The sequence below is a fragment of the Pandoraea commovens genome, assembly GCF_024704525.1.
In the GTDB taxonomy this organism is placed as follows: domain Bacteria; phylum Pseudomonadota; class Gammaproteobacteria; order Burkholderiales; family Burkholderiaceae; genus Pandoraea; species Pandoraea commovens.
Window position 1 is genome coordinate 564,773 of the sequence record NZ_CP102780.1, and the last position, 21,549, is coordinate 586,321.

At 62.5% G+C, this 21,549-nt stretch carries 23 protein-coding genes and 1 pseudogene; 20 read left to right on the forward strand and 4 right to left on the reverse strand.

What is annotated here, in order from left to right:
- Window positions 1–386: 386 nt before the first annotated feature.
- Window positions 387–1,133, reverse strand: coding sequence for a 2,3-diphosphoglycerate-dependent phosphoglycerate mutase (gpmA, locus tag NTU39_RS02965; protein ID WP_039395373.1), 747 nt, complete (start codon window positions 1,131–1,133; stop codon window positions 387–389).
- Window positions 1,134–1,365: 232 nt separating this feature from the next.
- Between gpmA and NTU39_RS02970 the strand changes: the two genes are divergently transcribed.
- The 5 genes from NTU39_RS02970 (at window position 1,366) to NTU39_RS02990 (ending at window position 4,377) form a co-directional block, all read left to right on the forward strand.
- Entirely contained in the window at window positions 1,366–1,773 is a 408-nt protein-coding gene (locus NTU39_RS02970; RefSeq protein WP_039395376.1) for a rhodanese-like domain-containing protein, read from the forward strand.
- 16 nt (window positions 1,774–1,789) lie between these two features.
- Entirely contained in the window at window positions 1,790–2,050 is a 261-nt protein-coding gene (grxC, locus tag NTU39_RS02975) for a glutaredoxin 3 (RefSeq protein ID WP_039395378.1), read from the forward strand.
- Window positions 2,051–2,115: 65 nt separating this feature from the next.
- Window positions 2,116–2,622 (forward strand): protein-export chaperone SecB, encoded by a 507-nt coding sequence (gene secB / locus NTU39_RS02980; RefSeq protein WP_039395381.1) that lies wholly within the window; start codon window positions 2,116–2,118, stop codon window positions 2,620–2,622.
- A 63-nt stretch (window positions 2,623–2,685) separates the two neighbouring features.
- The gene (locus NTU39_RS02985; RefSeq protein ID WP_150664124.1) at window positions 2,686–3,705 is read left to right on the forward strand and encodes an NAD(P)H-dependent glycerol-3-phosphate dehydrogenase; all 1,020 of its coding nucleotides are present in this window, start codon (window positions 2,686–2,688) and stop codon (window positions 3,703–3,705) included.
- A 123-nt stretch (window positions 3,706–3,828) separates the two neighbouring features.
- Window positions 3,829–4,377 (forward strand): O-acetyl-ADP-ribose deacetylase, encoded by a 549-nt coding sequence (locus tag NTU39_RS02990; RefSeq protein ID WP_150664125.1) that lies wholly within the window; start codon window positions 3,829–3,831, stop codon window positions 4,375–4,377.
- Here NTU39_RS02990 and trmL read toward each other — a convergent pair.
- Both trmL and NTU39_RS03000 read right to left on the reverse strand, forming a co-directional pair.
- A complete protein-coding gene (trmL, locus tag NTU39_RS02995; protein ID WP_150664126.1) occupies window positions 4,359–4,829 on the reverse strand; it encodes a tRNA (uridine(34)/cytosine(34)/5-carboxymethylaminomethyluridine(34)-2'-O)-methyltransferase TrmL in 471 nt (156 codons plus the stop codon). The genes NTU39_RS02990 and trmL overlap by 19 nt on opposite strands.
- A 9-nt stretch (window positions 4,830–4,838) precedes the next feature.
- Entirely contained in the window at window positions 4,839–5,483 is a 645-nt protein-coding gene (locus tag NTU39_RS03000; protein ID WP_174984559.1) for a ComF family protein, read from the reverse strand.
- A 340-nt stretch (window positions 5,484–5,823) separates the two neighbouring features.
- Between NTU39_RS03000 and NTU39_RS03005 the strand changes: the two genes are divergently transcribed.
- From NTU39_RS03005 to NTU39_RS03045, 9 genes are all read left to right on the forward strand, one after another.
- Window positions 5,824–6,744, forward strand: coding sequence for a methyltransferase domain-containing protein (locus NTU39_RS03005; RefSeq protein WP_150664128.1), 921 nt, complete (start codon window positions 5,824–5,826; stop codon window positions 6,742–6,744).
- Window positions 6,745–7,014: 270 nt separating this feature from the next.
- The gene (gene sbnA / locus NTU39_RS03010) at window positions 7,015–8,136 is read left to right on the forward strand and encodes a 2,3-diaminopropionate biosynthesis protein SbnA (RefSeq protein ID WP_257959173.1); all 1,122 of its coding nucleotides are present in this window, start codon (window positions 7,015–7,017) and stop codon (window positions 8,134–8,136) included.
- Window positions 8,133–9,167 (forward strand): 2,3-diaminopropionate biosynthesis protein SbnB, encoded by a 1,035-nt coding sequence (gene sbnB, locus NTU39_RS03015; RefSeq protein WP_150664130.1) that lies wholly within the window; start codon window positions 8,133–8,135, stop codon window positions 9,165–9,167. Before sbnA ends, sbnB begins: the two co-directional genes overlap by 4 nt.
- Window positions 9,164–10,645 carry an adenylosuccinate synthetase gene (locus NTU39_RS03020; RefSeq protein ID WP_150664131.1) on the forward strand — a complete coding sequence of 494 codons (1,482 nt, stop codon included), beginning with the start codon at window positions 9,164–9,166 and terminating at the stop codon, window positions 10,643–10,645. The genes sbnB and NTU39_RS03020 overlap by 4 nt, the downstream gene beginning before the upstream one ends.
- The gene (locus NTU39_RS03025; RefSeq protein WP_257959174.1) at window positions 10,635–11,597 is read left to right on the forward strand and encodes a diiron oxygenase; all 963 of its coding nucleotides are present in this window, start codon (window positions 10,635–10,637) and stop codon (window positions 11,595–11,597) included. The genes NTU39_RS03020 and NTU39_RS03025 overlap by 11 nt, the downstream gene beginning before the upstream one ends.
- A 136-nt stretch (window positions 11,598–11,733) precedes the next feature.
- Window positions 11,734–12,747: an ornithine carbamoyltransferase gene (locus NTU39_RS03030; RefSeq protein WP_257959176.1), complete on the forward strand. Its 1,014-nt coding sequence runs from the start codon at window positions 11,734–11,736 to the stop codon at window positions 12,745–12,747.
- Window positions 12,747–14,015 carry a threonine synthase gene (locus tag NTU39_RS03035; protein WP_150664134.1) on the forward strand — a complete coding sequence of 423 codons (1,269 nt, stop codon included), beginning with the start codon at window positions 12,747–12,749 and terminating at the stop codon, window positions 14,013–14,015. The genes NTU39_RS03030 and NTU39_RS03035 overlap by 1 nt, the downstream gene beginning before the upstream one ends.
- On the forward strand, window positions 14,012–14,980 hold the full coding sequence (locus NTU39_RS03040) for an FAD-dependent oxidoreductase (RefSeq protein WP_257959177.1): 969 nt from the start codon (window positions 14,012–14,014) through the stop codon (window positions 14,978–14,980). Before NTU39_RS03035 ends, NTU39_RS03040 begins: the two co-directional genes overlap by 4 nt.
- 57 nt (window positions 14,981–15,037) lie before the next feature.
- Complete coding sequence (locus tag NTU39_RS03045) at window positions 15,038–15,682, forward strand: flavin reductase family protein (RefSeq protein ID WP_150664136.1); 645 nt, start codon at window positions 15,038–15,040, stop codon at window positions 15,680–15,682.
- Here the strand turns inward: NTU39_RS03045 and NTU39_RS03050 are convergent.
- Window positions 15,633–16,547, reverse strand: a complete 915-nt coding sequence (locus tag NTU39_RS03050) for an autoinducer binding domain-containing protein (RefSeq protein WP_257959178.1) — start codon at window positions 16,545–16,547, stop codon at window positions 15,633–15,635. The genes NTU39_RS03045 and NTU39_RS03050 overlap by 50 nt on opposite strands.
- Before the next feature lie 637 nt (window positions 16,548–17,184).
- Here NTU39_RS03050 and NTU39_RS03055 point away from each other — a divergent pair.
- From NTU39_RS03055 to NTU39_RS03080, 6 genes and pseudogenes are all read left to right on the forward strand, one after another.
- Window positions 17,185–17,664 (forward strand): DUF2244 domain-containing protein, encoded by a 480-nt coding sequence (locus NTU39_RS03055; RefSeq protein WP_150664138.1) that lies wholly within the window; start codon window positions 17,185–17,187, stop codon window positions 17,662–17,664.
- A 43-nt stretch (window positions 17,665–17,707) separates the two neighbouring features.
- Window positions 17,708–18,934: pseudogene (gene coxB / locus NTU39_RS03060) on the forward strand (cytochrome c oxidase subunit II); the annotation flags it as partial.
- Window positions 18,935–18,971: 37 nt separating this feature from the next.
- Window positions 18,972–20,564 carry a cytochrome c oxidase subunit I gene (gene ctaD, locus NTU39_RS03065; protein ID WP_150664139.1) on the forward strand — a complete coding sequence of 531 codons (1,593 nt, stop codon included), beginning with the start codon at window positions 18,972–18,974 and terminating at the stop codon, window positions 20,562–20,564.
- A gap of 2 nt (window positions 20,565–20,566) precedes the next feature.
- Complete coding sequence (locus NTU39_RS03070; protein ID WP_211279338.1) at window positions 20,567–20,686, forward strand: cytochrome oxidase small assembly protein; 120 nt, start codon at window positions 20,567–20,569, stop codon at window positions 20,684–20,686.
- On the forward strand, window positions 20,686–21,303 hold the full coding sequence (locus NTU39_RS03075) for a cytochrome c oxidase assembly protein (RefSeq protein ID WP_150664140.1): 618 nt from the start codon (window positions 20,686–20,688) through the stop codon (window positions 21,301–21,303). The genes NTU39_RS03070 and NTU39_RS03075 overlap by 1 nt, the downstream gene beginning before the upstream one ends.
- On the forward strand, window positions 21,296–21,517 hold the full coding sequence (locus NTU39_RS03080; protein ID WP_150661054.1) for a DUF2970 domain-containing protein: 222 nt from the start codon (window positions 21,296–21,298) through the stop codon (window positions 21,515–21,517). The genes NTU39_RS03075 and NTU39_RS03080 overlap by 8 nt, the downstream gene beginning before the upstream one ends.
- The last annotated feature ends 32 nt before the right edge of the window (window positions 21,518–21,549 follow it).

The window sequence follows — 21,549 nt, forward strand, 5'->3', positions numbered from 1 at the left end:
TTTTCCTGAGTGGTTCTACGAAAAGTTCCGTTCCAGGCCATGTTGCACGGCGAATTTCGTCGAACGTCGCCCGATAGTGTGTCGCTTTCGCCGGTGGGGCGTGCCCGCGCCAAGGATCGCCTGACTGCGTGCAGACGCAAGGGATGCGCGGAATTCGTGTTACCGCGTATTACGGATGCCTACGCGCGCTTGGGGAAATGCACAGAAAAGCGTAGGGATTCCCCCGAGAGATCGGAGATTTCGGGGGTCGCGAAGGCCGGCTGCATGGTGAGTCTGAAGCGAGGGCGCGTGCGGCGAGATGGCGGGAAGATGGCGAGAATGCCAGAGAGCGGCTGCGACGTTCGCCCGAAAGAGAGCGTCGCAGCCGTCAGCACGTTGGCTGAGACTTACTTCGACTTGCCTTGCGCAGCGACGGCAGCCAGTGCACCGGCGATCTTGTCCTGATCGCCCAGATAGTAATGACGGATCGGCTTGAGATCGGCGTCCAGTTCATACACGAGCGGCGTGCCGTTCGGAATGTTCAGGCCGGCGATGTCGTCGTCCGAAATATTGTCGAGGTGCTTGATGAGGGCACGCAGCGAGTTGCCATGCGCGGCGACCAGCACTTGCTTGCCCGCACGCACGGCCGGGGCGATCGACTCGTTCCACAGCGGCAGCACGCGCGCCACCGTGTCCTTCAGGCACTCGGTGAGCGGAATCTCTTCACGCTTGAGCTTGGCGTAACGCGGATCGTTGTACGAGCTGCGTTCGTCATCCGCGGCCAGCGGCGGCGGCGGCGTGTCGTAGCTGCGACGCCACACATGGACCTGATCGTCGCCGTACTTCGCGGCCGTCTCAGCCTTGTTCAGACCGGCGAGCGCACCGTAGTGACGCTCGTTCAGACGCCAGCTGTGCACCACCGGAATCCACATCTGGTCCATTGCGTCCTGCACGTGCCAGAGCGTGCGGATGGCGCGTTTGAGCACCGAGGTGTAGGCGAGGTCGAATTTGAAACCGGCTTCGGCGAGCAGATTGCCGGCCTGGCTGGCTTCGGCGACGCCCTTTTCGGTCAGGTCGACGTCGACCCATCCCGTGAAGCGGTTTTCTTTGTTCCACGTCGATTCGCCGTGGCGGATAAGAACGAGCTTGTACATAAGCAAACTTCAGTCAGAGTAGGAAAGCGGGGGCAGCCGACGGAGGCGGGGCAGTTCGTTGCATCGGGCGGAGCCAGGCCCGGTAAGGGTTTGGCGTCACTTCGCGGTGACATTCGGGGCTTCGCAAAGGGAGCCGCCGACGCCCGGCGCAACGATTGGCAACGAGACCCGTCGGCGCAATCACGGAATATTTTATAATGATCGGATTCTTTTGATATTTTTCAGGTGGTTTGTGAAGTTCTTTGCCGATTACACCAACCTCGCGCTGATCGCCATCGCCCTCGTTTCGGGCGGCATGCTGGCCTGGCCGGTATTCAAGCGCGGCGGTCGCGGTCTGTCGACCGTGGAAGCAACCCAGCTCATCAACCGTAAGGGCGCCGTGGTGCTCGACGTGCGCACGGCTGAGGAATTTGCCGCTGGCCACCTGCCGTCTGCACGTAACGTGCCGCTCGACGACGTGGAGCAAAAGGTCGCGGGCGTCATCAAGAACAAGGCGGCTCCGGTCCTGATCGTCTGCAAGAGCGGCCAACGCTCGGCGCGCGCTCAGACGCTCCTTCGCAATCTTGGTTATGCTGAGGCGTTCAGCCTTCAGGGCGGTGTTGCCGCCTGGCAGGAAGCCGGTTTGCCGGTGATCAAGTAATCAAGGAGTTGCAGTCATGCCGAAGATCGTGATGTACAGCACGCAAGTGTGCCCGTATTGCCAGATGGCGGAGCGCCTGCTGCGTCAGCGCGGTGTTCAGGAGATCGAGAAGATCCTGATCGACAAGGAACCGGCCCGTCGCGAAGAAATGATGTCGCGCACGGGGCGTCGCACCGTACCGCAAATTTACATCGACGAGCGTCATATTGGCGGTTACGACGATCTGTCGGCACTCGATCGTGCCGGTGGTCTCGTTCCGCTCTTGCAAGCTGCCTGATACCGCCTGCAAAATAGTCGCCCAGCCGCGTGATTGCGCGGCTGTCTCAATTCCAAGGAAACGAAATGTCCGACCAGAATCAGCCGTTTTTCAGCATCCAGCGCGCCTACCTGAAAGATCTGTCGCTCGAGCAGCCGAATTCGCCCGCGATCTTCCTCGAGCAGGAGATGCCGACCGTTGAAGTGCAGTTGGACGTCGCCGCCGAGCGCCTGGCCGAGGAAATCTTCGAAGTCGCCGTGATCGCCACGGTGACGGCCAAGATCAAGGACAAGGTCGCGTTCCTGGTCGAAGGTAAGCAAGCCGGGATTTTCGAAATCCGCAACGTGCCGGTCGAACAGCTCGATCCGCTCATCGGCATCGCCTGCCCGACGATCGTCTACCCGTACCTGCGCGCCAATGTGGCCGACACCATCAGCCGCGCTGGTTTCCAGCCGATCCATCTGGCTGAAGTGAACTTCCAGGCGCTGTACGAGCAACGTCTGGCACAACTGGCCGAGCAGCAAGCGGCCAACGGCGAGACGCCGGCCCCGGGCATCGTGATGCCTGACGGCTCGTCCGCCCAGACCCACTAAGCGCTTGCGCTGCTTCGACGCCGTGGCCAGTACGCTAACCGGCCGCAGCGTCGAGATTTCCACATGAAGATTGCCGTATTCGGTGCAGGTGCCTGGGGCACCGCGATGGCGAGTCACATGGCAACACGCCATGACGTCGTCTTGTGGGCGCGCGACGCCGCGCTTGTGACGCAACTGGCCGCTACGCACGAGAATTCCGCTTACCTCCCCGGTTCCCCCTTATCTCCCCGTCTGCGTTTCGAAAGCGATTTCGAGACGGCGATGGCGCATGGCGCGGGCGATCACGCCTTGTGCGTTGCGGCCGTCCCCGTCGCCGGGTTGCGGGCGCTGGCTGGCCATATGGCCAAGGCCGCGAATGCGCCGAAAAACCTCATCTGGCTGTGCAAGGGTTTCGAAGCGGATACAGGCCTGTTGCCGCACCAGATCGTGTCGGACGTTTTTCCTGCCGTCGCTGGTGGTTCGCTCTCCGGTCCCAGTTTTGCGCGAGAAGTTGCGAAGGGCTTGCCCGCCGCGCTGACGATTGCGAGTGCTGTCCCGTCCCTTTGCGAATTGACGATCAAGGCGAGCCACTTCGGCGCGTTGCGTATCTATTCGAGTGACGATCTTGTTGGTGTCGAAGTCGGCGGGGCCGTGAAAAACGTGCTCGCGATTGCGACAGGCGTGAGCGATGGGTTGGGTTTGGGGCTCAACGCACGTGCGGCTCTGATTACGCGCGGTCTGGCTGAAATGACCCGTCTGGGCGTTGCGCTGGGCGGCAAGCCCGAGACGTTCATGGGGCTGACCGGCATGGGCGACCTGATTCTGACCGCTACCGGCGATCTGTCACGTAACCGCACTGTGGGTTTGCAGCTCGCATCGGGTAAGTCGCTGGATGAGGTGTTGGCCTCGTTGGGCCATGTTGCCGAAGGCGTACGATGTGCGCGAGCGGTGCGCGATCTTGCCCGTGCGCATGGTGTCGAGATGCCGATTACGGACGCCGTTTGTGCAACGCTGTTCGAAGGGCTTCCGGCGCGTGCTGCGGTGGAGGCATTGCTACGTCGCGACGCCCGCGCAGAGCGCGAAGACGACGCCTCGCAGGACTGAGCGCAGCTTTCGCAGCACATCGAAGTTTTGCCGGACTTTCCGGTCGTTCGTCTGACCGCGAACCGACGGAAGGTCGTTCCCCTGCCACGGCTTTGGGCCGTCGGCACTCGCAACAAGGGAGAGATGCCCATGTCGCAAGTTACCCGCCCCCATCGTCACCTGCACGCTTCGCAGGGTGACATCACGCAATCCACGCTCGATGCCATCGTCAATGCCGCGAACGAATCGCTGCTGGGCGGCGGTGGCGTCGACGGTGCGATTCACCGCGCCGCAGGTCCGGAACTTCTGGATGCTTGCCGTAAGCTTCACGGTTGTCCGACCGGACAGGCGAAGCTCACGCCGGGTTTTCGTCTCAAGGCAAAGTTCGTGATTCACACCGTGGGCCCGGTGTGGCACGGCGGTGCGAATGACGAACCCGCGCAACTCGCGAGTTGCTATCGCGAAAGCTTGCGTCTGGCGGCCGAGCAAGGGTGCCGGAGCGTGGCGATCCCCGCGATCAGTTGTGGCGTTTACGGATACCCGCCGGAGCTTGCCGTGCCGCTCGCCGTCTTCACCGTGAGTGACGCGCTGCCCCATTTTCCCGGCATCGAGCACGTTGAATTCGTGTGCTTCGACGCGGCGATGTTCGCGCTGTACCGGCGCGAACTGGAAAATCAGGATCCGCCAGCGTAATCCTGCTGACGCCATGCCTCGAAAACGACGACGGCGACGGTATTCGAGAGATTGAGACTCCGGTTGCCGGGACGCATCGGCAGACGCACACGTTGCGTCATGGCGAACGTGTCGAGCAGGTCCGGGTCCAGTCCCCGCGTTTCGGAGCCGAAGACGAACCAGTCGCCCGGCGCGAACGACAACTCGCCGAAGGGGCGCGATCCGCGTGTGGTCAGCGCGAACATGTGCGCAGGGTCGGGCGCTTCGGCAGCGAGAAACGCGGCCCAATCCCGATGCACTTTCATCTCTGCGTACTCGTGATAGTCGAGCCCGGCGCGTCGCATGCGCGCGTCGTCGAGCGGAAATCCGAGCGGTTCGATCAGATGCAACCGGGCACCCGTGTTGGCGCACAGACGGATGACGTTGCCGGTGTTCGGCGGGATTTCGGGCGAGACGAGAACGACGTTGAACATGAGTGTGAGCTAATTAATTGAGTGGGCCGAGGGCGGCGTGCGCAGCACGACGGCCGCGAGGACGTGTGTGGCGCCCGCCCGCTTGAGCGCGGCGGCCGCAGCGTCGCAGGTGGCGCCGGTGGTCATCACGTCGTCGATCAGTACGACGCGGCGCCCTTCGATACGCTCGCTAGCGACAAAGACGTCACGCAGATTGCGCTGGCGCGCGTCACGCGACAACCGACGCTGCGCCGGTGTCGTTCGCTCCCGGTGAAGCATCCCGACACTGGCTGGCAGCCGTGCCCGCCGCGCCGCAACGCGCGCCAGCTCCCATGCCTGATTGAAGCCGCGTGAGGCCAATCGCGAGGGTGCCAGGGGCACGGGCACCACAAGCGGCATGGCGTCTCGATGGCGGCTTGCCGGGACGATGTCTCTCAAGGCATCGCCGAGGCGTTCGCCGAATTCCCGTGCGAGCGGCAGCGCACCGCGGTATTTCAGACGAATCATCAGCATATCGAGCGGCGGAACGTAGTCTGCGAGCGTCAGCGTGGCGTCGAACGCGGGCCGGTCTTGCAGGCATTGTCCGCAGAGGGCGGATGCTGGGGTGCGACAAATTGTCGCATCATTCGCCGTTGGTGCAACCGTTCCGTCCAGTGCCAACACCGGCGACAGCAAAGCGACCGCACATCGTGCACAGCGCGGCCTGCCGTCGGGTTGGCTCGCGTCGAATGCCGTCGCGCAGGCGTCGCAGATCTGTCTCAGCGCTCGTCGCCGACAAATCGCGCAATGATCGGGCAACGCAGTGCGCAGCAATCCGCTCGCTAGCCGAGTCGGCGTCAGGAGGAGCGAAGAGAGGATGGGCACGGCGAATATCCGGGATGAAAGGCAGAGGGCGGTGGATCGATAGCGGCGGTTTAACAGGCGCGTGGTGCGGAATGGGGCGGAGCGGCGCGGGCGTGTCCGATGCGTTCCGACAGCAGCGAGTATACTGCCGACTCGCCTTTTCGCCTGTCCCATGAAGCCTTCCGACGCTCCCCAAAACCCGTCCTCTGCGTTCTCCGCACGCTTTTTGCGCACTGCGTTCGACCGTCGCGCGCCGAACTGGCAGGACGCCGATTTCCTGATGCGGGAAGTGGCGTCGCGACTCGCGAGCCGGCTCGATTACATCAAGCTCAAACCCAAACGTGTCCTGGACGCAGGCTGCGGCACGGGCGGCGATCTGCAGAGCTTCGGCGAACGATATCCCGATGCCTACCGTGTCGGCCTCGACGCCTCGTTCGGTATGGCGAAGGCTGCTGCTGCGGCTGGCGCGACAACCGGCTGGCGGCGTCTGCTGCGTAGCGCTCCTCCGTATGGAGTGGTTCAGGCCGATTTCGCTGCGCTGCCGTTTGCGTCGCGTGCCTTCGATCTCGTGTGGTCGAACCTTGCGCTCCATTGGTACCGTGAACCACATCGCGTGATCCCCGAGTGGCACCGCGTGCTGACGACGGACGGATTGCTGATGTTCTCGGCCTACGGTCCCGACACGCTGCGTGAGTTGCGTGCTGCGTGGGCGGAAGTCGACGGCCTTCCTCACGCGCTGGAACCGACGGACATGCACGATCTGGGCGACATGATGGTGGCGAGTGGATTCGATACGCCCGTGACCGACATGGAGCGCCTGACGCTGACGTTCGAATCGCCCGATACCTTGCTGCGCGACGTTCGCCTGCTTGGGGTAAATCCGCAGCCCGAGCGTCGTCAGGGATTGACGGGGCGGGCGCGACTTGCGGCATTGCGAGCGGCGCTGGAGCGCCAGCGTGGCCCCGATGGCACGATCGCGCTGACGTTCGAACTCGTCTACGGTCACGCCTGGAAGATCCCCGAGAAGACCGATGCCGCAGGCAATGCTGTCGTGCGTCTTCAGGATATCGGTCGCGGCGGACGTCCTCGCTAAGCGCTCTTTCGTTCCCTTCGCCAGCACCGCATCGGCGGCGTTCCGCCGATGCCGAAGCCTCTCCCACGCTCTTGCATCACGCCGCGCGATAAGTCGCGCGATGCACCGCCGCAGCCTGCGTCCTACACGACTATGCAGGTGTTCCGCGTTCGTCCAGTTCGCTTAAATGATGCTTCACGGCGTGATTGATCGCAGGACCTGGAAGACATCCCTCCCTGCGCCTCTTCACGCAAAAGCGTTGCTTGCGGGCGAATACTCGGGAGGTGGGCGGTGGACTTTCAACACGAAGCGTTATCGGTACGGCAAGACGTCGAACGTGCGCCATGCGAACGGTCGCGTCACGCGGGCGCGTCGACGGCGCTTCGTATCGATGGCGAGTTCCTTCGCCCGACCGTCCCCGTCTTCACAACCATCGAGGGTTTGTGCGCGGCCGCCGTTCACCTGAAGCTGGAAGGGCTTAACGCCGCAGGTTCAGTCAAGCTCAAGACGGCGCTGCAACTGATCGAAGACCTTGAAATCGCCCATCCGATTCGGCCCGACACACAGATCGTGGAGTCTTCATCGGGCAATCTCGGCGTGGCGCTCGCGATGGTCTGTGCCAATCGCGGCTACCGATTCACGTGCGTGACAGACCCCAACACATCGCGGCAGGCCATCCGGGCGATGCAGGCGGTCGGTGCGCGTGTCGTGCGTGTCGACCGCCGCGACGCACAGGGAGGCTATCTCGCAACGCGCATCGCATGGATTCGGGAGCAGGTCGCGCGCGATCCGCGGTGCATCTGGGTCAATCAGTACGCGAATCCAGCCAACTGGCGCGCGCACTTCCGGTGGACGGCGCCGGAGATTTTCTCGGCCTATCCGGACGTCGATCATCTTTTCATCGGTGCCGGCACGACCGGCACACTGATGGGCTGTCTTCACTATGTCCGTGCACATCGGTTGCGAACGCGTGTGGTCGCCGTCGACGCAGTGGGGTCCGTCACGTTCGGTGGTCCGCCTGGGCCGCGCTTTATTCCGGGGCTTGGCACGAGTTGCAAGCCACCGCTCAGTGAGCTTTCGGACTCGGAGCCGCCGGACGCCATCGTCCATGTTTGCGAATCCGACACCTTGCGCATGTGCCACACGCTGGCGCGACGAGGGCTGCTGGCTGGCGGGTCGACGGGGAGCGTGCTCCATGCCGTTCAGGCCTCGACAGCAGACATTGCTGCGAGCGATACCGTCGTTGCCATCGCGCCCGACATGGGCGACAAGTATCTCGACACGCTTTACGACGGTGACTGGGCTGCTGCGTGTTTCGGCGACACGTCGGGCATATCTGGCGTATCCGGAGCGCCCGACATATCCGGCACTACCGCCGCTTCCATCGAAATCGTTGCACCGTCTCTGTCATGAACGCACGCCCCATTCCGCAATTCCGCGTGTTCACGGGCGAGCAGATCGATACGGCCGTCCGCCACGGAAAGCGTGCCATCCTCGACACCGTCGAAGCGGCGTATCGCGCGCATCACGCGGGCCATACCGTGAATCCGGAAAGCCAGTTTCTCCGGTTTCCCGACGCACAGCGCAATCGCATCATCGCGTTGCCGGCGCACATCCGCGGACGTGGCGAAGACCGCGAGAGTGTGACCGGTATCAAATGGATTTCGAGCTTCCCGGAGAACATCGAGCGGGGCATGCCGAGGGCGTCTGCGGTGCTGATCCTTAACGATGCGGTGACGGGGTACCCGATGGCCTGCATGGAGGCGAGCATCATCAGCGCGGCACGCACGGCGGCGAGCGCCATCAGCGCGCTTCGATGTCTCGCGCACGACGACGCCGCGCGTCCTCGGCGTGTGGCGCTCATCGGGGCGGGGGTGATTGCGCGCCATGTCGCCGAGTGTTTGCCACTGGCGGAACTGAGCGTCGGCGAGGTCATGGTCCATGACCTGAACATGCGATATGCAGAGTCGCTTGCAAGTCGAATCGAAACGCAAATCGGATTGAACGCCCGCGTCGAAGCGTCGCTGGAAATCGCGATACGCGATTCGGACGTGATCGTTTTGACGACCACGGCAGTGTCTCCGCATATTGAAGATCCCGGATGGTTTGCACACTGTCCGATCGTGTTGCATCTGTCGTTGCGGGATCTCGCCCCATCGATTGTCGTGGCGTCGCACAACGTGGTTGACGACATCGACCATTGCTTGCGCGCCTCGACATCGCTTCATCTCACCGAAATCGCGACGGGCCATCGACGCTTCGTCACGACATCACTGCCCCACTTGCTGTGCGGCGGTGAGCCGCCAATGCGCGATCGGCCCATCGTGTTTTCTCCTTTCGGACTTGGCATTCTCGACATTGCCGTCGGTCGCTGGGTCTACGAGTGCCTGGCGGCCGAGCAGGCGCCCGTCCCCCGATTCTTCTTTGACTTGCACCGCGCATGACCACAGCTTCCACCGCTCTCATTAGTTCCTCATCATCGTCGGATCAACACGCTTCGCTCGCTGCCGAAGGGTTCGCGGACGTCCTCGTCGGGCTGCAATACGGCGACGAGGGTAAGGCGAAAATCATCGACGCCCTCGCACCGGGGTACGACGTGATTGCCCGCTTCAACGGCGGCGCCAATGCGGGCCACACCATCGACACGCCGCAAGGACGCATCGCGCTAAAGCAATTGCCGTCGGGTGTATTTCATCCTCATACCACGCTGTATATCGGGTCGGGTTGTGCCATCAATCCGTGGAAGCTGGCGGATGAGATCGGTCAACTGCGCGAGATGGGTATTGCCCTCGAAGGGCGGCTTCACATCAGTGCACGCGCGGCATTGGTGCAACCGCATCACATTGCGATGGATCGCCGCAATGGCGACACAATCGGCACGACTGGCAACGGTATCGGACCGTGCTACGCGGACCGCGCCTTGCGAGTTCGAAACGATATGCGCGTCAATCTGATGCTTGGCGACCTGATCGCGAACGAATCCGAGGCAGTGGCTTCGATGCGAAACATCTTCACGCGCATGGTCAACGCTGAGGGCGGCACCTCGCCGTGGATGGCCGAAATGTCAGATCTGCTAAGGGACTTGCCCAGGGCGGCGGCGACTTTACGGCGGTACATCCAGTCGGATCGTGGATGGCTCGCGAATCGTGTCAGGGCGGGCGCGAGCGTGTTGTTTGAAGGCGCACAGTCGGTGTTGCTCGACGTGGTCGAGGGAAGTCAGCCCTACGTCACATCGAGCCACACCGTGCCTGCCTACGCGTATGTGGGCGGCGATCTTTCGCCGAAGTACCACCGGCAAACGATCGGCGTGGCCAAGGCCATCATGTCGCGCGTAGGGCGCGGGCCATTTCCTTCGGAGCTTGGCGGCGAGCGTTCCGCACAGTACTGCCACGACGCGTCGCAGTCCCGCATCGGAAAAGCCGAGGAGCAGTCATGTTTCTCCGCCGACACATTGCTTCGTTCCAGCGATCCATTCGACGTGGGTACGGCGCTTCGCATGCTCACAGCGGAGTACGGAACGGGCACCGGGCGTCCGCGTCGTATCGGCATGCTCGATCTCGCTCAGTTGCGAGACGTTATCCGAACGCACGCCGTGGACTGTGTGTATCTCAACAAGGTGGACTGTCTCGCGTACTTCGCAAAGTCGACGTATCAAGGGGTGCCGATGCGAGTGCATCGCGATGTGCTGACAGCAGATGCCATGCCGGATGTGCTGATCTATCCCGGGCTGACGGCGCCATCGCTCGATCAGGCACGGGAAGGGACGCTGGACGCCGCCATGCACGGCTTTGTCGACTTCGTCGAGCGTCACATCGGGGCACCTTTGGCCGGGCTCGGGCTGGGGCCTGAGCGCGCCAGTCTCGTGCCGCTGGCGCCGCATCAAATAGCACCTGTCGCGTCATCGATGCCTCATGACGCATAAGCAGACCGGCATCGGCGCATATGGTGTCTCCGGCGGACACGGTGCGTCCGTATTCGAGCCCAAACCCTGGCGTGACGTTGCGGCAGTCACCCGCTGCGCCACGGAGTTGCCGTTTCCGCCGTTGCTGCCCGGCCATCTGTTCTTCAATGTGTCGCTCATGCCGTATGCGACGCATCCGTTGGTCTGTGCGCAAGGTCAGGCGGCGCGGCAGCGGTTGAGTGCACTGCGTCTCGGAGACTACCTGAACAAGACGGAGCGGGTCGAGTTGTTCATCGTTAACCGGGCCATTGAGCAGATGCTCGATAGGGATGACATCACGGCGGTGAGTCGCGACGATTTGCTGGCGATCTACACGGACGAAGGCTTTCACACCTGGATGATGGAGCGTTTCCGTTTGCAGATGTTGCGCGCGGCGGGGCACGTCATGGAGAAAGGGGCATCTCGGGGTGTCGCGCGGGTACTGGCGTTGTGCGAATCGGTTTCGCCAGCGCATGCGGGCATCGCAAGCATTGCCGCTGCGACCGTGACGGAGACGCTGATCACCGGAACGTTGCGTCAGGCAGGCGCGGGCGAGGAGATCTACCCGCCGGTACACACCTTGCTGTCGGAGCACGGCGCCGACGAGATGCGGCATCAGGCAGCGTTCGTTCGTTTCGCAAGCGAGTGGGTGCCTGGGCTTTCGCTCGATGAGCGGGAATACCTCGATCAACTGTTGCCGGACCTGATGATGGCATTTCTTGCGCCCGAGATCGAGACGTGGCGCGAACATCTCTGTGCCATCGGGCTCGGGGAAACCGAGGCCGATCAGGTGCTGCTGGAGAGTGTCGATCCGTTGGCCGTCGGCGTGCAGATGATGGAGGCCGCGCGGGTGCCACGCCGTCTTTTCGAACGCCTGGGACTCTCATGCGGAGAACGGTTTGCACAACTGGCGAGCCGGTGGCGACCACCTTGATGGTGTGGCGCTACAGGACTTAGGTGTGAAGTCTGCGTAACGCCCGTGAGACGGTTGAGGCAAGGTTCAGACGAGGTTGAAGAACGGCGATCAGGAGGGACATGTGACGTGTCATTGGCTTGCGCCCGATTTGACGATGAGTGCCCCGGACTACCGGGCGTTGCTGAGTGCGGCGCTGTCGTTCAAGCGTCGATATCCCCTGCACACCGAGGGGGCGCTTCGTGACAGGACGATCTACTTTCTTTTCTACAACGCATCGCTGCGCACGCGTAGCAGCTTCCAGACGGGACTGGCGAGATTGGGGGGGAACGCCATCGTCCTGGATCCGCACACGGGGATCTACACACCGGCGCTTCCTGACGCGGAGATCCCCTACACGACGGAGCGTGTGGCCGACGTCGCGCGAGTGCTGTCGTCCTATGGTGACGCGATAGCGATTCGCATGTACGGCACCCCCGCAGGCTGGGTGTACGGTGCGGCGCACCGGCATCTCGAAGCGTTCGCCGAGTGGAGTCAGGTACCGGTCATCAACATGGAGTGCGATCGGTTTCATCCGTGTCAGGCACTCGCGGATGTGATGACGCTACGTGAACAACTGGGTGGACTCACCGGGCGCAAGCTGTGCATCAGCTGGGCTTACTCGGGAAGCTGGCACAAGCCTGTCGCGGTGCCGCAAAGTCTGTTGCTCGCCGCCGTCAAAACCGGGATGGACGTGACGCTCGCCTATCCACCGCCGTTTGCGCTCGACTCTCGGATCATGGCGGCCGCTGCGCAGTTTGCGGGGCAGACGGGGGCGCGGATTCGCGTGACGCACGATTTGCGCGATGGCGTGACCGACGCGCACGCCGTCTACGCCAAGTCGTGGTGCAGCCTCAATCACCTGCCACAGTACTCGGGAGAGGGTGTCGACGAAGCGGGGATGCACGCGGCGTTCGAACGGCATCGCGACTGGTGCGTGGACGCAGACATCATGCGGCTTGCCGCACCGAATGCTGGTTATCTCCATTGCTTGCCGGTGGACCGGGAGCAGGAGGTGTCGGATGACGTCGTAGAAAGCCCGGCATCGTGGGTGTTCCAACAAGCGGCCAACCGACTGCATGCGCAAAACGCCGTGATGGCGCACCTCTTGAATCCGGGGAGTCTGACGTGATGCCGTCGTTCTCTTATCGCTATACCTGCGTGCGCTGCGCGACCCCACAGACATGGGGGGCGATTCGCTATCGATGCCATGTGTGTGGTCAGAACTTGCGAATCCAGCGCAAGGCCGATGCGGACTCGCCGTCGGCGATGGATATCGTGACGACGTTCCGAGAAAGTGGAACGGAAGGCATGTGGCGGTACGTCGCCTTGCTACCCGTCGAAGCGCATTGGGGCAGCCGCCTGCGTGTCGGCGGAACCCCTTTGATCGATTGCGGGGACGACGGCGGTATCCACCTTCGGATCAAGGACGAAGCGCGCAATCCCAGCGGCTCGCTCAAGGACCGGGCCACCGAGCTGGTGCTGGCCGTCGCTAAACGCGCCGGGTGCAAGGGGGCGGTGACGGCCTCGACCGGCAACGCAGGGGCATCGCTTGCGTGCATCGCCGCCGCGCAGGCAATGGCGGCAACGGTCGTGGTGCCCGCCAGTACGCCCTTCGCGAAGCTTGCGCAGATTCGGGCATATGGCGCGAACGTCTGCGAGATCGGGGGCACTTATGACGACGCCTTTGAGATTGCCGAACGCATGGCAGACGACGCGCTGGTGTGTTGTCGGAACACCGGTGTGAATCCATTCACACGCGAAGGCAAGAAGACATGTGCCTACGAGATTGCCGAAGCGATGGCGTGGCATGTCCCCGACTGGGTCATCGTGCCGACGGGGGACGGCAATATTTTGTCAGGCATCGCGGCGGGATTTCTCGACCTGTTTGCACTGGGTATTACCTCGGCGATTCCGCGTCTGATGGCAGCGCAAGCCAACAGCGCCGACAGCATCGCGCGCGACTGGACGACGTACGACGAGACCGTAGCGTTGCCTGTGTCGCCCACCGCTGTTACGCCGAACACGGTGGCCGACAGTCTCTCGGTCAGTCGACCGCGAGACCACTTTGCTGCGCTGCACGCCCTCAGAGCCACGCGCGGCACCTGTGTGGTGGTGAACGACGAGTGCATTGCGGCCGCGTCGCGCACGCTCGCCCAGCGTTTCGGTCTTTGGTATGAACCGTCGACGGCGGCAGGCTACGCCGCGTTGCGAGCGGGTCTCGCCAGCGGGCGTATCCAGTCGGGGGCGGAAGTGGTGTTGCTTGGCACTGGCAGTGGATTGAAGTCACCGCAATGCTTCGATGGCGTGACCTGGCCACCGGCTTGCGGGTTGGCGGTGCCGCCGGAGGGGCATGCGCCCGGCGACCACGGTCCGTTGCATCGCGGGGCATGCCCATGAGTGCGATGTCGGGGGTGGACGTCATTGTCATAGGCGCGGGTGTGAGCGGCCTGACGACGGCAGTGGCGATGTCGCTCGCAGGTCGTCGCGTTGCCATTTTCGCAGCTGAGGGGCCATCGCAAACGACGTCGGCGTTGGCGGCAGCGATCTGGCATCCGTTCTATCAGGCCCCGGATCTCGTCTATCTCGCTCGCGCCCGGCACACGTATGCAGCCATGCATCGATTGTCGTCGGATGCGATGTCCGGGGTGAGCATGAGGCCATTGACCGAATACTTTCAACGCGACGCTGGCGTGCCCTGGTGGGCGGAATGCGCCAGCGGTCTGTGTCGGCTACCGCAGGCGCGCGTGCCATCGCGCTTCGCCTGCGCGTACCGCATGGACGTGCCCGTCGCGGTCACTGAGACCTACCTGCGTTATCTGATGAACATGTTCCTTGAACTTGGCGGGCAGTTCGTGCCACGTCGCATCGAGGATCCCGCTGCATTGCTCGAAGAGGTCGAGATCGTGGTGAATTGCTGCGGCTACGGCAGCCGCCAGTTCGGCGACGACGCCTTGTCGCTGTCGCGGGCCGTTGTGTTGCGTGCCACGCGTGACGACGCCGTGCAAGGGTGTTTCATCGATGACTCGGATCCTTTCGCGCCGACGTACATCGTGGAGCGCGACGACGACATCGTACTTGGCGGTACGGCAGAACCCGACCTGACATCGACGGTCATCGGGCAACGGCAGATCGATGACATCGTTCATCGCTGCACACGACTTTGCGAGGGCGTTGCGGCCCTGCGTGTCATCGATGCGCGCGTCGGCTTTCGTCCGGTGCGTCGTTCGCCGCGTGTTGTCCGGGACGAGCGGTACGCGCGCTTGCTGCACAACTATGGACATGGCGGGGGCGGCTTCACCTTGTCATGGGGATGTGCGAACGACATCGTTCGACTCGCGGGCGAGGTGTCGAGCGACGCGTGAGCGCCTTCACACCGCGCTTGTCACGCACGATTCAATGCAACCGTGTAAGGAGACCCGATGGAACTGGATCCGTCGACGCTGGACGAGGCGCGCATCTACAACTTCATGATGAGCACGATTCTCCCGCGTCCGATTGCGTGGGTGAGTACGGTCGATGCGCTGGGGCGATCGAACCTCGCGCCGTATGCGTACTTCATGGGCGTGTGCTGTGTGCCGATGACGGTGCTGTTCTGTCCTGTGGTGCCGCCGCGGCCGAGGCGAAAGAAGGACACGCTGCACAACATCGAGGCGGTGCCGGAGTTCGTCGTGAACGTGGCGAGTACGTCATGCATCGATGCCGTGAATCTCTCGGCCGCGCCCTTGCCACCCGGGGAGTCGGAATTCGACCTCACGGGCATGACGCCGGTGCCGTCTTCGCGTGTGCGACCTCCGCGTGTTCGGGAGGCGTCCGTTGCCTTCGAGTGCGAGGTGCGCGACATCATCGAGATCAGCGCTGCACCCGGCGGCGGATGGGTCGTGCTCGGCACGGTGCTTGCCGCGCACGTAGACGACGCGCTGCTCGATCCCGTCACCTGTCATGTCGACTTACACGCCCTCAGTCCGGTGGGGCGTCTTGGCGGTGGCTCGTTCGTGAATGCCGCTACCGATACGTTCACGTTGACACGCTACAAGACGCTTGCCGATCTTGCGTCGCGAAAGTGATCTCCTTGACCTTCGGGTGCGGCGGCAACGCAACATCGTCGAGCAGTCCGTAGTCGCTTGCCATCTTCGCGGCGCGATGGCGGCTCGATACGTCGAACTTGCGCATGGCACTGCGCAGATGGAAGACCACGCCATGTTCGGAAAGCGTGAGGATGCGACCGATTTCCCACGATGTCTTGCCGCACGCCACCCATCTCAAGCACTCGCGCTCGCGCGGCGTCAGTGCTGGCGCGCAGCGACGAGCCGCATCGCGCTGAACGATGCGCCACACGGCTTCATGCACGTGGGCTGCGAGTACGACGCCGGCATGCGACGCCCACACATGTGCGCCCGAATCGCTGACGTCATGCGTTGGCCGCGCGCAGTAGCGCGCATCGTGGCGACCCTGAGGTTGTGCGTGATGTTGTGCCGATGGGCGGGCGAAATGCGCGGTGCGTCTCGGTGACGACAGACTCAATGTGCCCGATGCCCCCGATGGCGTGAAGACCGGATACGTGATGCCGAAGCGCAACCCGGCAGCGCGCTGTTCGTGGAGCAGCTGTCGCGCCTCGGGGGACGCGTACAACCCGACCGTCCATTCCACCGGTGTCAGTTGCCGGGCAGCGAGCGAGAGGACAGGGTCGACGGTGTCATAGCGTTGTGCGTCATAGCGTTGCTGCCACACACGGGGAAGATTGCCGAGGCGCGGTGTTGCGAAACGGCCGTCGGGCAATGCGAAGTGGCCGCGATAGCTGAAGTAGCGTTGGCCGAGCGCGCTGCAAAGCGAAGGGAGCAGCGTGTGAAGGACGTCGAAGCCGGTGGCGTCCTGCAGGGCGCTCAGGCCGTCGGCAAACGAGCGGGGAGAGAGAGGGCGCGTGGCTCGCATGGCAAAGCGATGTAGGGAACATGTTTCGCTTGTAGCATGCGTCTGATGGCAGTGCGCATCGGGCTTCGCTGCAATGTGCGGGGTCCGTGCGTCGAGATGCCGCGATGGCGGCAGTATGCCAACGCGACACCGGACGAAAGCTCGGGGCAAAGTCCCTTGATGACGCGGTGTCGCCACAGTATTGAGGTCGTATAGGCGGGCGCGACATAACGTCGCACGCGAAATCCGGCGCAGCGTCTACTGTTGATGGATATCGGAAGAATCCCGCATCGCAACGAAGCCGCCGATGTGAAGACGAGGCGGTGACGAGATGCTGACGTGTCGTTCGAATGTGTCGGTTGGCAGGGTATTCAGGACACCGCAACGAGTCGCCGCGTGTTGCAATGTGTCAATCGTGCGACGCATAGGGAGTATCCCGTAGTCGCTCGGCCGTTGGGATTTTCGGCTAGGGGATTAACCGGATTTCCCTTTTGCATCAATGAGTTCAGGAGGATGCTATGGCGCGCCAAATACTCGGTATCAATGTTGTCGCTTCGAGAATGCGCGTTCTATAATGCGGCAGTTTGTCGCGGCCCGGACGCAACTAGTTCCCGGCCGTCGGACATGAAAGACCCAAAATGCCCCACGGGTGACGGCGATGCTCGCAGCCTCTTCTTCCGAGACCGGAAACGGTTCGGCGATGAAGGAATGGACGCATAAGCGCAACTGCGCGATATCGCCGCGCCAGTTTGTCCTGTTCTACCTGTCGTTGGCCGCCGTCTCACTGGGTGTTGCCTTGATTGCGGCGTGGCGCGGTGGGTGGTTGGTCTTGCCGTTCACAGGCCTGGACTTGCTCGTGGTGGGCGTTGCGTTCGTCATTCATGCCCGGCATGCCACAGATTACGAGGTCATTCGGTTGTCGCCCGTGAGCCTTGTGGTCGAGCAACGTTCAGCACAGAGGTTGACGCAGTTCGAGTTCAATCCCCGCTGGGTACGCATCGACATCGAGAAGCCGCCGCGAATGCGCATCGTCTTGCGCTCGGGTAGCCGCTCGGTCACTGTCGGTGCCTATCTTGCGCCGCATCGCCGCGAAACGTTTGCGCGCGAGCTGCGCCGTTGTCTTGCCCAACAGGCCTGAGAGAGATGGAGACGATCTCGGGCGACCGCCAGGGAGGATTTGGATGGTAATTTTGGGTAAGGAAGCTATGAAAAAAACGAAACACGCCTTGGCGGCTTTCCTTGCGGGCGCCTCACTGCTCGCCGGCGCTCCGGCCATCGCGGCGGGAGTCGCGGATATGCCGGGGGGGCCGGCCGTCAACGAACTCAACTTCCAGCCGCCGGTCACGAAACTCGCGGAAGAGCTTCACAGCCTGCACACCATGATGCTGATCATCTGTCTGGTGATCTTCATTGCTGTGTTCGGCGTGATGTTCTACTCGATCATCAAGCACCGCAAATCCAAGGGCCATCAGCCTGCGAATTTCCATGAAAGCACCACGGTCGAGGTGATCTGGACGGTCGTGCCGTTCATCATCGTGATTCTGATGGCATTGCCCGCCACGAAGACCGTCGTGGCCATGAAGGACACCACCAACGCCGATATCACCATCAAGGTGACCGGCTATCAGTGGAAGTGGGGCTACGACTACCTGAAGGGCGAAGGCGAGGGCATCAAGTTTCTCTCGACGCTCACCACGCCGCGCAGCCAGATCGACGGCGCGGAGCCGAAGAGCAACACGTACTTGCAGGAAGTCGATAACCCGATGGTCGTGCCGGTCAACAAGAAGGTACGTCTGATCACCACGGCCAACGACGTCATCCACTCGTTCTACGTGCCTGCCTTCGGTATCAAGCAGGACGCCATTCCGGGCTTCGTGCGCGACACCTGGTTCAAGGCGGAGAAGGTTGGCGAGTACCGCGGCTTCTGTACCGAACTGTGCGGTAAGGAGCACGCGTTCATGCCGGTCGTGGTGAAGGTGGTCTCGGAAGACGATTACAACAAGTGGGTCGACACGCAGAAGAAGCAGATGGCGGCCTCGGCAGACGACCCGAACAAGACCTACACCGTGCAGGAACTGATGGAGCGCGGCCAGAAGGTCTACGCCTCGAATTGCGCGGTGTGCCACCAGCCGAACGGCAAGGGCGGCGGTGCGTTCCCGGCGCTCGACGGCGGCAAGATCGTGACGGGCCCGGTGGCCGATCACATCAGCATCGTGCTGCATGGCAAGAATGCGATGCCGAACTGGTCGCATCTGAACGATGTGGAGCTTGCGGCCGTCATCACGTTCGAGCGCAACTCGTGGAGCAACAAGACCGGCGACGTGATTCAGCCGGCACAGGTGCGCGAAGCACGCGGCAACAAGTCGGCGAATGCCGCCGGTGCCGCGGCCGACGCAGCGAAGAACAGTTAAGTCGTTCGACCAGTTCGAAGCAAGGAGATTGGGTATGAGTTCCATCGCTCACGATCACGTGGCGGGTCACGACGATCACGCGCACGACCATCCGCACGGATGGCGTCGCTGGCTGTTCGCGACGAATCACAAGGACATCGGCACGTTGTACATGATCTTCTCGTTCGTCATGCTGCTCTCGGGCGGCGTGATGGCGTTGATGATCCGTGCGGAATTGTTCGAACCGGGCCTGCAGTTCATTCGTCCGGAGTTCTTCAACCAGCTCACCACCATGCACGGGCTGGTGATGATTTTCGGCGCGATCATGCCGGCGTTCGTGGGATTCGCGAACTGGATGATCCCGCTGCAAATCGGCGCGTCGGACATGGCGTTCGCGCGCATGAACAACTTCAGCTTCTGGCTGCTGCCGGTGGGCGGTCTGCTGCTGATCTCGTCGTTCCTCGTGCCGGGCGGTGCGACCGCAGCAGGCTGGACGATGTACGCACCGCTGTCGGTGCAGATGGGGCCGGGTCAGGATCTGGCGATCTTCGGGGCGCACATTCTGGGCGCGTCGTCGATCATGGGCGCCATCAACATCATCGTCACGATTCTGAACATGCGCGCGCCGGGCATGACGCTGATGAAGATGCCGATGTTCGTGTGGACGTGGCTCATCACCGCCTACCTGCTCATCGCCGTGATGCCGGTGCTGGCCGGTGCGATCACGATGCTGCTCACGGACCGTCACTTCGGTACGTCGTTCTTTAACGCTGCGGGCGGCGGCGACCCGGTCATGTATCAGCACATCTTCTGGTTCTTCGGACACCCGGAGGTGTACATCATGATTCTGCCGGCGTTCGGGATCGTGTCGCAGGTGATTCCGGCGTTCTCGCGCAAGCCGCTGTTCGGCTATAGCTCGATGGTGTACGCCACGGCGTCGATCGCGATTCTGTCGTTCATGGTGTGGGCGCACCACATGTTCGTGACGGGCATGCCGGTCACCGGTCAACTGTTCTTCATGTACGCGACGATGCTGATCTCCGTGCCCACGGGCGTGAAGGTCTTCAACTGGGTCGCCACGATGTGGAAGGGCTCGCTCACGTTCGAGACGCCGATGCTCTTCTCCGTCGGCTTCCTCTTCGTGTTCACGATGGGCGGCTTCACGGGCCTGATTCTCTCGCTCGCACCGCTCGACATTCAGATGCACGGCACTTATTACGTGGTGGCGCACTTCCACTACGTGTTAGTGGCCGGCTCGCTCTTCGCGCTATTCGCCGGGTTCTATTACTGGGTGCCGAAGTGGACGGGCCATATGTACAACGAGTGGCGCGGCAAGTTCCACTTCTGGGGTTCGCTCATCACGTTCAACGTGACGTTCTTCCCGATGCACTTCCTGGGTCTGGCGGGCATGCCGCGTCGCTACGCCGATTACCCGGCACAGTTCACGGACTTCAACCAGATCGCGACCATCGGCGCATTCGGCTTCGGCCTGATGCAGGTGTACTTCCTGTTCTGGGTTGCGATTCCGACGTGGCGTGGCGGCAAGGCGGCTGAAGCCAAGCCGTGGGACGGTGCGGAAGGGCTGGAGTGGACCGTGCCGAGTCCGGCGCCGTTCCACACGTTCGAGACGCCGCCGAAGGTGCATTGAACATGGCACTCAGTCCTGAACAGCGGGCGAGAAACCTGCGCACCGGGCTGATTCTCGGCTCGGTGGTGCTGGTGTTCTTCATCGGCGTGATGATCAAGACCAAATTGTTAGGCGGTATCTGATGGCCGGCATGCGACGTCTCAACGTGCGCACCTTCAGCAAGCTCTTGCTGCTGGTCGCGGTGATGTTCGGATTCGGGTACGCGATGGTGCCGTTCTACCGCGCGTTCTGCGATCTCGTGGGCATTAACCAGTTGGGCGATCGCACGACCGAGATCAGCGCACGCAATTCGCAGGTCGACGAGAGCCGCACGATCACTGTCGAGTTCGACGCCAATGCGCAGGGGCCGCTGCGCTTCAAACCGGCGAAGAGCAGTCTGACGGTGCATCCGGGGGAAATCGCGACCATCGAATACGAAGTGGCGAATCAGCAACCGCATGAAGTCCGCGCGCAGGCGATTCCGAGCTACGCGCCCGCACAGGCGGCGAGCTACTTCAAGAAGATCGAGTGTTTCTGCTTCACGCAGCAAACGCTCAGGGCCGGAGAGGCCAAAGAGTTTCCGGTGGTGTTCGTGGTCGACACGAAGCTGCCCAAAGATGTGAATACGATCACGCTGTCCTATACTTTTTTCGATCTCGGCAAGAACGACGCCAATCAACGCGCGGACGCCCCGACGGGCGCCCAGGCTGGCGAAGTCACCGGAGGAACGTTAGGGGGAGGCAAGGGCGGGAATGGATGACCTGAAGGAGGCGACCCGGCGCAAGCTGTCTTTCTTCCAGACCATCGGTGCGGTGTTCTGGTCGTTTTTCGGTGTGCGCAAGGGGCGTGATCACGACCGCGACATGGCACAGCTCAACCCTGTGCATCTGATCGTGGCGGGGTTGATCGGGGGCATTCTGTTCGTTGTGGCGCTGGTGTTTCTGGCGAAGCTCGCCATCCGGCTCGCGACGTGATTGGTACAGACAAAGAGAACCAAGCCTGGAGA